Annotated in this window: 8 protein-coding genes; all 8 read left to right on the top strand. The window is 73.1% G+C overall.

All coding sequences use genetic code 11. The features are described 5' to 3' along the window. The first annotated feature begins 3 nt into the window (after positions 1–3). On the top strand, positions 4–444 hold the full coding sequence (locus SOM19_RS15910; protein WP_320487560.1) for a DoxX family protein: 441 nt from the start codon (positions 4–6) through the stop codon (positions 442–444). Then, complete coding sequence (locus SOM19_RS15915; RefSeq protein WP_320487561.1) at positions 441–1,463, top strand: epimerase; 1,023 nt, start codon at positions 441–443, stop codon at positions 1,461–1,463. The genes SOM19_RS15910 and SOM19_RS15915 overlap by 4 nt, the downstream gene beginning before the upstream one ends. 26 nt (positions 1,464–1,489) lie before the next feature. After that, on the top strand, positions 1,490–4,171 hold the full coding sequence (locus SOM19_RS15920) for an ABC transporter permease (protein WP_320487562.1): 2,682 nt from the start codon (positions 1,490–1,492) through the stop codon (positions 4,169–4,171). Next, positions 4,168–6,891 carry an ABC transporter permease gene (locus tag SOM19_RS15925; protein ID WP_320487563.1) on the top strand — a complete coding sequence of 908 codons (2,724 nt, stop codon included), beginning with the start codon at positions 4,168–4,170 and terminating at the stop codon, positions 6,889–6,891. Before SOM19_RS15920 ends, SOM19_RS15925 begins: the two co-directional genes overlap by 4 nt. Beyond that, a complete protein-coding gene (locus SOM19_RS15930; protein WP_320487564.1) occupies positions 6,891–7,865 on the top strand; it encodes an ABC transporter ATP-binding protein in 975 nt (324 codons plus the stop codon). The genes SOM19_RS15925 and SOM19_RS15930 overlap by 1 nt, the downstream gene beginning before the upstream one ends. Further along, the gene (locus tag SOM19_RS15935) at positions 7,858–8,559 is read left to right on the top strand and encodes an ABC transporter ATP-binding protein (protein ID WP_320487565.1); all 702 of its coding nucleotides are present in this window, start codon (positions 7,858–7,860) and stop codon (positions 8,557–8,559) included. The genes SOM19_RS15930 and SOM19_RS15935 overlap by 8 nt, the downstream gene beginning before the upstream one ends. A 56-nt stretch (positions 8,560–8,615) precedes the next feature. Continuing rightward, the gene (locus tag SOM19_RS15940) at positions 8,616–10,142 is read left to right on the top strand and encodes an ATP-dependent DNA ligase (RefSeq protein WP_320487566.1); all 1,527 of its coding nucleotides are present in this window, start codon (positions 8,616–8,618) and stop codon (positions 10,140–10,142) included. A gap of 133 nt (positions 10,143–10,275) precedes the next feature. Continuing rightward, the gene (locus SOM19_RS15945) at positions 10,276–12,564 is read left to right on the top strand and encodes an HYR domain-containing protein (RefSeq protein WP_320487567.1); all 2,289 of its coding nucleotides are present in this window, start codon (positions 10,276–10,278) and stop codon (positions 12,562–12,564) included. The last annotated feature ends 93 nt before the right edge of the window (positions 12,565–12,657 follow it).

Genomic DNA, 12,657 nt, shown 5'->3' on the forward strand with positions numbered 1-12,657 from the left:
GGCATGACGAACGGCTCCGCGACTCCCGTCCTCCGCACGTTCGGCCGCGGCCTGCTCGCGCTGCTGCTCCTGGCCGCCGGGGCCTCGCACCTCACGTGGGGCCGCCGCGGCTACCGCATCGTCGTGCCGGACTGGGCGACGCGCCTGCTGCGCACCGACAAGGACATGATCGTCGTCGCCTCGGGAGCGGTCGAGCTCATGCTCGGCGGCGCGCTGGTCGCCCTCCCGCGGGACCGGCAGCGCATCGGCTGGGTCGTCGCCGCGTTCTTCGTGGCCGTCTTCCCCGGCAACGTGCATCAGTGGCGCACCGGCCGGTCCGCACCCCTCATGCGCACCGATCGCGCCCGGTTCGTGCGGCTGCTGCTGCAGCCTGTCCTCGTCGCCTGGGCTCTGTGGAGCACGTGGCCCGACGCCGCACCCGCGCCGAAGCGACGCCGTCGATGACGCGCCCGGTGGCGGTGATCGCCGGCGGCTCCGGTTTCGTCGGGGGAGCGCTGCGCCGTGCGCTCGCCGAGGACGGCTACGACGTCCGCCTCGTCGGACGCCACGGCCCGGACGCCCGCTGGTCGGACCCCGCGAGCCTGCGCGCCGTGGTGGACGGTGCTGCCCTCGTGGTCAACCTCGCGGGGAAGTCGGTGAACTGCCGCTACACCGACGCGAATCGCGATGAGATCCTGCGGTCGCGGGTCGAGACGACCCGCGCGCTGCGGCAGGCGATCACGGATGCCGCGGCCCCGCCGCCGCTGTGGCTCAACGCGAGCACGGCCACCATCTACCGGTACGCGCTCGATCGGCCGCAGACCGAGGCGGACGGCGAGCTCGGGAGCGGCTTCTCCGTCGACGTGGCCCGCACATGGGAGGACGAGCTCTTCTCCGGTGAGCTGCCCCACACCCGGCGCGTCGCGCTCCGCATGGCGATCGTCCTCGGGGACGGGCCCGCCACGCGCACGCTGGTGCGCCTTGCCCGTCTCGGTGTCGGCGGCGCGCAGCACGACGGCTGGTGGTTCCCGCACCGCCGCTACCGCGGGATCGGGCCGCGACCGACCGGAGACGGCCGCGCACCCCGACACCGGTCCCGGGGAGCTCAGCGGTTCAGCTGGATCCACCTCGACGATGTGATCGGGGCGATGCGGTTCATCCGCGACGATCCGGCGATCTCGGGCCCGGTCAATCTGGCGACGCCCGAGGCGACCGACAATCGCACGCTGATGGCGACGCTCCGACGCGTGGTGCGTGCCCCGATCGGACTGCCGGCGTGGCGCTTCATGCTGGAGCCCGCGATGTGGGCGCTGCGCACCGAGCCGGAGCTGGTTCTCAAGAGTCGCTGGGTCGCGCCCGGGATCCTCGACGATGCCGGCTATCGATTCGCACACGCCGAGCTGGAGCCTGCGCTGCGAGACGTCGTGGACGCCCTCTCCCCAGGCCCGGCGACTCTTCCCGGGGGCGGTCGCGGGCTGGGTTAGAGTGCCAGAGTGCAAAGGGCGGCCGCGTGATCGGAGGATCCCGGTTCGCCATCGCCCGGGCACGTGCCGCCGCCGCGCCGCTGGTGACCCTGGCTGTGGTCGCGGCCCTCGCCGCACTGCTGATCGTCGGCGTGGCCGGTCTGGTCTCGTCCGTCGAGACCCGTGAGGTGCGCGCCGCGCTCTCCGCGGCGACCGGGGATCGCGCCCGGGTGGTGCTGAGCGTCGAAGAGGGCGCGTCGGCGGATGCCGTGGCCGACGCGGTGGCGGGTGCTCTGGCCGCCGACGGCGGGGCCGGCGCCCTCAGGATCGGGGTCGAGGACGGTGACGTCGTGCTCACCCCCGACCTGGACGCCGTCACGAGCGGGCAGGCGCTCGCACTGGCAGACGCGATCGGCGGCCTGCGCGACGCCGTAGAGGAGCGCACGGGCGACCGCCCGCAGACCTCCGGAGGACTTCCCGCCACGCTGGACGCGGTGCGCGACGGGATCGGGGCACGGCGGGGTCCGACGGCCGTGGCCCTCGGGCTGCTGGGCCTCCTGACCGCGGTCGTGGTCGGTGCCGTCGCACTCGAAGCGGTCCGGGCCCGCGAGGGGGAGAGCCTGCTGCTGCGGGCGAGGGGAGCACGCGGCCGGGACCTGGTCCGGCTGGCCGCGGTGGAGACCGCCGCCGTCGCGCTGGTCGGAGCATCCGCCGGAGCCGTCCTCGGCGCGCTCCTCGTGGCGCTGTGGTCGGGAACCGCCCCCGATGTCGTCGTGTCCGCCGTCGCCGCCGCCGGGATCGTCGTGGTCGCAGCCCTGGTGGTCGCGGTGGCGACGTCTCGCGGAGTCGACCGCGGTTCATCCCGCGCCCGCACCGTCGCCGACGTCGGGGCGGTCATCCTGCTCGCGGTGATCACGGGGCTCGCCGTCTGGCAGTTCGTCCGGGCCGGCACACCCGTCGTCGAGCGAGGCGACGGCGCCACCGTCCTCGACCCCCTCGTCGCCATCGCTCCGGCCCTGGCGCTCGGGCTCGCCGCGCTCGTCGCCGTCGCCGTGGCGACACCCGTGGCTCGCGCCGTAGCGGCCGCCCTCGCCCCGACGCGCGGCGTGTCCCCGGTCACGTCGCTCCGCCTCGCCTCGCGCAGGCCCGCCCGCCACGCGCTGTCGATCACCGTCGTGGCATTCGCGATCGGCACGATGACGGTCGCCGGCGCCTATCACGCCAGCCTCACGGCGCTCGGAGACGCTCCCGAGGCCCTGCGCGTCGGCGCGGACGTCAAGGTGGGCACGATTCCGGAGGACGTGCCGGCGGCGGATGTCGCGGCCGCCGGTTCGCCCGCGGCCGCGATGCTCGCGCGACCCATGAACGCCGAGGGCGCCGACCAGCGCATCCCGATCCTGGCGGTCGAGGCGCCGCAGCTCGGGGAGGTCATGCTCGACGGGGGCGGCATCCTCGATCCCGTCGCGCTGGGCGGCACGCTGGCGCTGCCCGACACGGGCGCACCGCTGGCCGGTGACGACGTGTCGCTGACCCTCCTCGCACCCGCGTCGCCGGCGCTCCAGCTCGACGACGGCGAGGTGGTCGAGGGCGTGCTGGCCTTCCAGGTGCGGGTGACGGCGGTCTCGGCATCCGGTGCCGTCGCGTCGTTCGCGTTCTCGAACGCGGACCTGACCGTCGATCCCGACCCGAGATTCTTCGAGTGCGCCGAGACGGCGGCGCGCGCGGTCGAGACGGCCGAGTTCGAGCTGCCCGACGCCGGGCCGTGGTCGCTGGCCGCCGTCGACGTGGCCTTCCACCCCTTCTCCTGCTTCCCGGGCACGGCGGAGATCTCCGAGCTGCGCAGCGGAGGAGAAGCCCTCGACGTCGCGGACTTCCGGCCGGCCGCGGGCACCCCGGGGTCAGTCGAGGCGACATCGGCCGGACTCTCGTTCGCGCCCGAGCCCAGCACCGAGCACCCGTTCACCCGGGCGGTCGCTCCCGGCGTTCCGGCGGGCGTGCCCACCGTCATCACCTCGGCCCTGGCCGACTCCATGAGCCTCGAGATCGGGGACTCCATCGCCCTCGAGATCGTCAAGCCCGACTTCGAGGCCGACTTCGAGATCATCGACGTCGTACCGGTGCTGCCCGGCACCGTCTCAGGCCAGGGCATGCTGGTCGATCTGGGAACGCTCGCGCTCGCCAGCCCGTTCGAGATCGCGCCGACGCAGGCCTGGCTCGCGACCGATGACCCGGGAGCGGTCGCGGCGGCCGTCTCCGACGAGTTCCCGCAGACCGTCGCGATCGTCGCCGACCCGCGGTCCGCGCAGAACGCGGCAGGGACGGCATGGGCGTTCTACCTCGCCGCGGCCGGCGCGGTGGTGCTGACGATCGTCGTCCTGGTCCTTCGCCGCACCCGAAGCCGCGCGGACTCCCGGGAGCTCGCGCTCTTCGCCGTCATGGGCCTGGGGCGACGGCGCGCCTCCCGGCTCCGCGCGCAGGAGGACCTCTTCGCGGTCTTCGTCGGGGCCGTGGGCGGGATCACCGCCGGAGCCGCGACCGCCTGGCTCGTCGTCGCGCCGCTCGTCCGCGCCGCGTACGCGGGCGTGCCCGAAGCGTATCCCGTGCTGCTGCAGGCCGATCCCGTCGCGCTCACCGTCGCGATCGCGGTCGTCATCGCGGTGTTCGCCGCGATCGTCGCCACGGTCCGCACACCGGCCGTGCTCGCCCCGCTCATGAGGGAGGACGAGTGACCAGGTCGCCCGGTCTGTCCGCCCTCACGCGCCGGCGCTTCGCCACGCCGCGCAGCGCCGCGCTCGTCATCGTGGCGCTCATCGCCTTCGCGGCGTTCGTGATCGCGGCAGCGCCACGGGCGCTCGTCGGGGTCGTCCGCGCCGAGGTCGCGCATCAGATCGCCGACATGCCCGCCGTCGCGCGCGACCTCTCCGCCAGCCTGCTCGGGATGCCGGTGGTCGGCGCCGCCACCGATCCCGAGGTCAGTGCGGGCTGGGACGAGGGCGCGGCCGAGGTGTTCGGCGCGTTCGGCCAGCTGCTCGCCGAGAACCGGGACTCGCTCGATCCGGCGCTCGAGCCCCTGGTGTCGGATGCCCGGTTCGCGCTGTACGGCCAGCCGACGCTGGTCGTGCCGCAGGCGCTTCCGGCGGATGCGCCGCTGTCGCTCGTGCAGCTGCTCGCCGATCCCGAGCAGCAGCAGCACCTGGAGCTCGTCGACGGCGAATGGCCGGCTGCGTGGAGCGGCGACGGGACGCTCGAGATCGTCCTCAGCGCCGAGGCGGCCGCGACGATGCAGTGGCCCGTCGGCGAGCAGCGCGCGCTCCCGGGCGATCCGAGCGCGCCGACGACGAGTGGACGAAGCGCCGACGGTCCCGTCATGGAACTGGTCGGCACGGTCGAGGCATCCGATCCCGAGGCCGACCGCTGGACGCATCTGCCGACGGCGCTCACGGCGACGGTGTTCGACGACGGCAACCGGCGGCCGCGGGCGACCTCGGTCGCGTGGGTGCATCCTGAGTCGCGGGCGAACCTGGACCATTTCGACGATCCCGCGATGACCCTGTGGTACCCGGTCGACGGGAGGGCCGCCATCGGGCAGGAGCCCGTCGCCCTGCTCTCCGCGCTCCGCGCCGCGACGTCGTCGAGCGTCCCCGTGGACGACGCCGGTCAGCTGCGCGTGCGGTTCCAGAGCGAGATCGTCGACGTGCTCTCCACCGCCCTGGCGCGGGCGAACTCCGCCAGCGCCATCCTCGCGGTCGCCGCCGTCGGACCTCTCGCCGTGAGCGTGGCGCTGGTCGTGCTCGCGGCCGCGCTCATGATCCGCCGCCGTCGCGCCGACCTGTCGCTGATGAGCGCCCGGGGCGCGCCGCTGGCGCGGCTGCGGCGGTTGCTCCTCGGCGAGGGACTGATCCTCGGGCTGCCCATCGCCGTCACGGCCGCGACCGTGGCCGTCGTCGTCACCCCGAACGACGCGGGTCCCGCCCCGACCATCGCGGCGATCGCCGTGGGCGTCGTCCCGGGCCTCGCCCTCGCGTTCACGCTCCGTCCGGCCCTCCTCGAGCGCGGACGCTCCGACCTCGACGCACCGCAGCGCAGCAAGGCGGTGCGGATCGCCGAGGCCGTCGTGCTGCTGCTCGCCCTCGTCGCCGTCGTGCAGCTCTTCGTGCGGGGGATCGGGCCCGCGACCGACGGGATCGACCCGCTCGTCGTCGCGGCGCCGCTGCTCGCGACCGTGGCGGTGGCGCTCATCGTGGTGCGCCTGCATCCCCTCCCCATCGCCGCGGCGCTGCGCGTCGCCCGTCGTGGGCGCGGCGTCGTCGGGCTCGTGGGCGCCGCCCGCAACCTCCGCGACTCCGCCGCGGGCACCACCGCTGTGCTGGCGATGCTCGTCGCGGTGGCGATCGCGGTGTTCTCATCGCTCGTGCTCGCCACCGTCGACCGTGGGGCGGTCGTGGCGGCGCAGCGCGACGTGGGCGGCGACATCCGGCTGGCGGGTCCGTACTTCGACGCCGACACGATCGATCGCATGCGCGCGGTGGACGGCGTCGTGGAGGCCGTGGGCATGCTCCGCGGTGACTACGTCTCGGTGACCGGCCCGGGTGGACGCGAGAGCGTGCAGGTCACGGTCACCGAGGTGGAGCGCCTCGCGGCCGTCCAGGCGGGGATGGTCGGCGCCCTCCCTCCCGGGCTGATCAGGCCGGGTTCGGACCCGGTCCAGCTCGTGGAGTCGACCGCGCTCGTGGAGTCGCTCGGCGAGGGGGACGCCTCGGCGGCCGAACAGCCGGTGGACGTCGTGGGAACGCTCGAGCGCGTGCTGGGCCTCTCGGGCTCGGAGAAGTTCGTCCTCATGGACCAGGCCGACTACGCGTCGCTCACGGGGTTCGGCTTCTTCCCGCGCACGGTCATGATCGAGATCGCCGACGACGCGGATCCCGCGGCCGTCGTGGCCGAGCTCGACGACATCGTCGGCGGCGCCCATTCCGTGCGCGTGCTCGAGGAGTCCACGGCCGAGATCCAGGCGTCGCCGGCCGTGTCGGCGCTGCGCTTCGTGCTGTTCGCCGCGCTCGGCATCGCCGTCGCCCTCTCGGTCGTCGCGCTCCTGCTCGTGGCAGGGGTCTCGCAGGACGCCCGCTCACGTGTGATCGCCCTGCTGCGCAGCATGGGTCTCGACCGACGCCGCGCTCGCGGCGTCGTCGCGTGGGAGTTCGCTCCGCTCGGTGTCACGGCCCTCGTGGGCGGCGTGGTGCTCGGCGCGGTGCTGCCGCTCCTCGTGGTGACGTCGATCGACCTGCGGCCCTTCACCGGCGGGGGCGGACAGCCCGCCGTCGCCGTCGACCCCGTGCTCAGCGGCGCGCTCATCGCCGTCGTCGTGGTCGCCCTCGCTCTCGCCGTGGTCGGCGGGGTCGTGAGCGCCCGGACGACGTCGATGGCGACCGTGCTCCGAACCGAGGAGGACTGATGACCGAACCCGACATCGTGTGCGAGGGTCTCGTGCGGATCTTCGCCGTCGCCGACATCGAGGTGCAGGCGCTCCAGGGACTGGATCTCGTCGTCGACCGCGGCGAGCTCGTGGCGCTGGTCGGCGCGTCCGGATCGGGCAAGTCGACGCTGCTGTCGATCCTGTCGGCGCTGGATGCCCCGACCGCCGGCGCCGCGCGCGTCGCCGGGCGCGACCTGCCCTCGCTCTCCCCGCGCAACCGCGTGACGTATCGCCGCGAAGTCGTGGGATTCGTCTGGCAGCAGACCTCTCGGAACCTCCTCCCGTACCTGTCCGCGCGGGAGAACGTGCTGCTGGCGCGCGCGATCGGCGGGGACCGGAAGCACCCGGAGCGGGCGAACGAGCTCCTCGAGCTCGCGGGCGTCGCCGACGTCGCCGACCGGCGACCGGCCGAGCTGTCGGGAGGTCAGCAGCAGCGGGTCGCGATCGCCGTGGCGCTCGCGAACGATCCCCGGGTGCTGCTCGCCGACGAGCCCACCGGCGACCTCGACGAACACGCCTCGGCGGAGGTGCTCGCGACGTTCGAGACCGTCAACCGTGAGATCGGCACGACGGCGCTGATCGTCACGCACGATCCCGCCGTCTCCGACCACGTGCAGCGCACCGTCCAGATCCGCGACGGACGCACCTCGACCGAGGTGCTGCGCTGGACGCACACCGACGCCGAGGGGCGCGAGCACGACATGGCCGAGGAGTTCGTGGTGCTCGACAAGGTCGGCCGGATGCAGCTGCCCACCGAGTACATGCACCAGCTGTCGCTCCGCGACCGCGTGCGGCTCAAGCTCAATGCCGATCACGTCGGCGTCTGGCCCGGCGACGGTCGCCAGACGCCTGCCGCACCGCCCGCGGCTCCTGCTCCGGAGCGCGGGTCCACCACCGAGACGCGCCGCAGCAGGCGCATCGAGGGCCCCGGAGAGGACGACGCCCATGAGTGAACCCGTGCTCGAGGCATCCGGGCTTTCCGTGCTGCACCGCACTCCCGCGGGTGACGTGCACGCGCTGACGGATGCCTCGCTCGAACTCCACGCCGGCGAGCTGGTCGTCCTGATCGGCCCCTCGGGCGCCGGCAAGACGACGCTGCTCCATGTGCTCGGCGGTATCCAGCCGCCCACGACCGGCCGCGTGCGCGTCGGCGACGTCGTGCTCACCGACGCACCCGAGCGGGATGTCGACGCGGTGCGCCGCGACGACATCGGATACGTCTTCCAGTCCTTCGGGCTCATCGGCGCACTGTCGGCGGAGGAGAACGTCGAGCTGCCGATGCGGATCCAGGGCACCGACCCGTCGCAGCGGTCCGAGCGCGTGGCGCGTCTGCTCGAACGCGTGGGCCTCGCCGGACACGCCACGCAGCGGCCCGGAGAGCTGTCGGGCGGCCAGCAGCAGCGCGTCGGGATCGCGCGGGCGCTGGCGGGGTCGCCCCGCATCCTCCTGGCCGACGAACCCACCGGCCAGCTCGACTCCCACACGGCGGCCACGATGATCGACCTCATCGCGTCGATCGCGCACGAAGACGGGGTCGCCGTGCTGCTGTCGACGCACGACCCCTCGATCGTGCTCCGCGCCGACCGGGTGCTCGAGCTGCACGACGGCGTGCTCCGGCCGGGCGCGGTGCCCGCCTCGGTCGCGTAGCGGTCGGCTCCCGTCCGACGCGCTGGTCTGTCGGGGACCGGTGGAAGAATGCCCTCATGCTGCTCACCGACGTCGTCGCCGCCACCGAGTCCGTCGCAGCCACGTCCTCCCGCCTCGCCAAGGTCGCGGCGCTCGCCGGCGTCCTGCGTGACCTCGCCGCCGACGAGATCGTGCCGGCCATCGGCTTCCTCACCGCGACTCCTCGGCAGGGACGCCTCGGAGTGGGCTGGCGAAGCCTCACGAGCCTCGAGACCGCTCACGCGGCCGAGCCGTCGCTGACCATCCTCGACGTCGACGACGCGCTCGATCGCCTCGCGGCGACCGATGGCCAGGGCTCGGTCGCGTCCCGGCGCCGCGAGCTCGTCGCGCTGTCCGAGCGCGCGACGGCGGGGGAGTGGGACTTCCTCGTGCGGGTCATGCTGGGCGAGCTGCGCACCGGCGCGCTGGAAGGCGTGCTGCTCGACGCCGTCTCCCGGGCGGCGGAGCGGGATGCCGCGACCGTCCGCCGCGCCGCGATGCTCTCCGGCGACCTCGGCACCACGGCTCGCCTCGCGCTCACCGGAACCGCCGACGAGCTCGACGCCGTCGGACTCGTCGTCGGCCGCCCCGTCATGCCGATGCTCGCGTCGACGGCCGGCTCGACCGCCGAGGCGATCGCGGCGCTCGGGGGAGCGGCATCCGTCGAATACAAGCTCGACGGAGCGCGCATCCAGGTGCACCGCGACGGCGACGATGTGCAGGTCTACACGCGCAACCTCGCCGACATCACGCACCGCGTGCCCGAGATCGTCGAGGCCGTCCGCGCGCTGCCCGCCGAGCGGGTCATCCTCGACGGCGAGACCCTGTCACTCGACGAGGACGGCGGCCCGCGGCCGTTCCAGGACACGATGGCCCGCTTCGGATCCGAGAGCGGGGAGTCGGTCGTGCTGCGTCCGTGGTTCTTCGACATCCTGCACCTCGACGGCCGCGACCTCCTCGATGAGCCGCTGTCGGAGCGCCTCGAGATCCTCGAGCGGGTCGCTGGTCCGTCGCGGATGCCCGGCATCGTCACGACGGATGCGGCGCGCGCCGAGGAGTTCTCGCGCGAGGCGCTCGCGGCCGGGCACGAGGGGGTCATGGTGAAGGCGGTCGACTCGGCCTACGCCGCCGGGCGCCGGGGCAAGAGCTGGCTCAAGGTCAAGCCCGTGCTGACGTTCGACCTCGTGGTGCTCGCCGTCGAGTGGGGATCGGGGCGGCGCACCGGCCAGCTGTCCAACCTCCACCTCGGCGCACGCGACCCCGACGGCGCGTTCGGCGAGCCGGGCGGCTTCGTCATGGTCGGCAAGACCTTCAAGGGACTCACCGACGCACTGCTGCGCTGGCAGACCGAGCACTTCCCCTCGATCGAGACGCACCGGTCCGCGTACGCCGTGCACGTGCGGCCCCAGACGGTGGTCGAGATCGCGATCGACGGCGTGCAGCGGTCGACGCGCTATCCCGGCGGAGTCGCGCTGCGGTTCGCCCGGGTGAAGGGGTATCGCCCCGACAAGGGGCCGCAGGATGCCGACACCATCGACGCGCTCCGGGCGCTTCTCCGGGGCTGAGCGCCCGCTGAGCCGACCCTGAGCGCATGCTGAGGATCCTGCTCTGTGACTTCGGGACGCCGCGTGTCACGATGTGGGCGGGACCGAGTCTCGGCGATGTCGCCGCGGCCGGTGGGGAGAATGGGGATTCACCATGGCGCGATCTCGTGCGCTCAAAATCACGGCCGCAATCGGTGCGGCGCTGCTGCTGATCACAGGAGGTGCGTCGGCTGCCGTAGCCGATCAGCTCGCCTTCGACGTCGACGGCCTCGCGCCGTTCGACCAAGGCGCGACGTCGGTGCAGGCATGCTCGGATCAGGCGGTGCCGTTCACGGTGCTGATCGCCGCGCGGCGCAACGGCGGCGGTGGCAACGTGTTCGCCGACCTCTCGAGCGTCGGCGTGACATTCGCCGTTGCGCAGACCACAGAGGGGATGACCGCCACGCTGGGTGACTCCACGATCGCGATCCCGGCCGGCTGGGCCACGATGGGCAGCTCCGCCGACAGCGTCAGCTCCGACACCATCGCGGCAACGGTCATGCTGCCCGCGAAGGCGGTGGCGGGGTCGGGCACGCTGGCGTTCAACTTCGCGGGCGTCAACAGCGGCGGCGGCGCCGTCTTGGGCACCTCGACGGTTCCGGTGTCGTGGACGACCAAGAAATGCATCACCGATGCGATCGCACCGACGCTCTCGCTCCCCTCAGGCCTCACCGTAGAGGCGACGAGCGCGCTCGGAGCAACGGTCACGTTCGCCGCGACGGCGACCGACGAGACCGCGCCCGCATTCCCTGCCGTCAGCTGCACGCCCGTCGCGGGCTCGGTGTTCGAGCTGGGAACGACAACCGTCTCCTGTTCCGCGACCGACGCGGCAGGCAACGTCCGCACGGGCAGCTTCGGCGTGACCGTGCAGGACAGCATCGCACCGAGCGTTGCTGAGATCGACGATGTGCACATGGAGGCCGAAGCCGAGTACACCGTGGTCTGGTGGGAGGACCCCGTGGCCTCGGACGCCGTCTCGGGCGCTCCGCCGGTCACCTGCTCGCCCGCCTCGGGGACGAGCTTCTCCGTCGGAGAGACCGACGTCACCTGCACCGCGACGGATGGTGCGGGCAACACGGGCTCGATGAGCTTCCTCGTGGCGATCTCCGACACCCAAGCCCCCAGCCTCATCGTGCCGGGTGACATCAGCCGCGAAGCGACCGGCCCTCTGGGTGCGACCGTGGACTTCACGACGGCCGCCACCGACCTGGTCGAGGGGGACGTCGCGGTGGACTGCACGCATGAGTCCGGCGAGACCTTCCCTCTCGGCGACACGCTCGTCGAGTGCTCCGCCTCCGACAGCCGCGGAAACGCTGTCGATGCGTCCTTCGTGGTCACGGTCGTCGACTCGACGCCGCCCACCGTGACGGTCCCGGCCTCGTTCACCGCCGAGGCCACCGGCCCTGACGGCGCGACCGTCGAGTTCGCTGCGACAGCCCACGACATCGTCGACGAAGCCATCACGCCGGTCTGCGCTCCGGCGTCGGCGACCACGCTGCCGATGGGTGAGACGACCGTCACCTGCACCGCGACCGATGCGGCGGGCAACACCGGTTCGGAGACCTTCGTGGTCACGGTGGTCGACTCGACGCCGCCCGACCTCGATGTGCCCACCGCCATCGTCGCCGAGGCGACCGGTCCGGACGGCGCGATCGTCGAGTTCACGGTCACGGCAGACGACATCGTCGACGGTGACGTCACGGTGGACTGCTCGCGCGACTCGGGCGAGACCTTCGCCCTCGGGACGCATCAGGTCGACTGCACGGCGACCGATGCCGCCGGGAACTCTGCCAGCGAGTCGTTCTCGGTGGAGGTCATCGACAGCACGGAGCCGACGATCAGCTGGCCCGGCGGGCCGGTCGACGGCCAGACCTACGTGTTCGGTGCGGTGCCGGCCATGGGCTCGTGCACCGCGACGGACACGGTCGATGGATCGGTGCCGTGCGAGATCGAGGGCTACGGCACCACCGTGGGGTCCCACACCGCAACCGCGACAGCCGTGGACAAGGCCGGCAACACCGCCACGGAGGCGCGCGAATACTCGGTGGACGCATGGCGTCTCGGCGGGTTCTTCCAGCCCGTCGACATGAACGGCGTCTGGAACAGCGTCAAGGGCGGCTCCACCGTGCCCCTGAAGTTCGAGGTGTTCGCCGGCTCGACTGAGCTCGTGGGCACCTCCGCGGTCAAGGAGTTCACGGTCAAGGGCGTCGCCTGCCCCGGCACGGCGGTTGCGACTGACGACATCGAGCTGACCACGACCGGCGGCACCACGCTCCGGTACGACAGCACGGCCGGGCAGTTCATCCAGAACTGGCAGACCCCCAAGAAGCCGGGCGCCTGCTACCAGGTGACGATGAGCACCCAGGACGGCTCGAGCCTGACCGCGCTGTTCAAGCTCAAGTAGTCCACGGACCACGCGCAGCAGGAGGCCCGGACCGCTCGTCGGCCCGGGCCTCCGGTGCGCGCCCCCTCGCCGTCGACGCGCTCAGGGCGCTGC

Origin of the sequence: Microbacterium sp. CFBP9034 (genome assembly GCF_034045255.1) — a bacterium.
Taxonomy (GTDB): Bacteria; Actinomycetota; Actinomycetes; order Actinomycetales; family Microbacteriaceae; genus Microbacterium.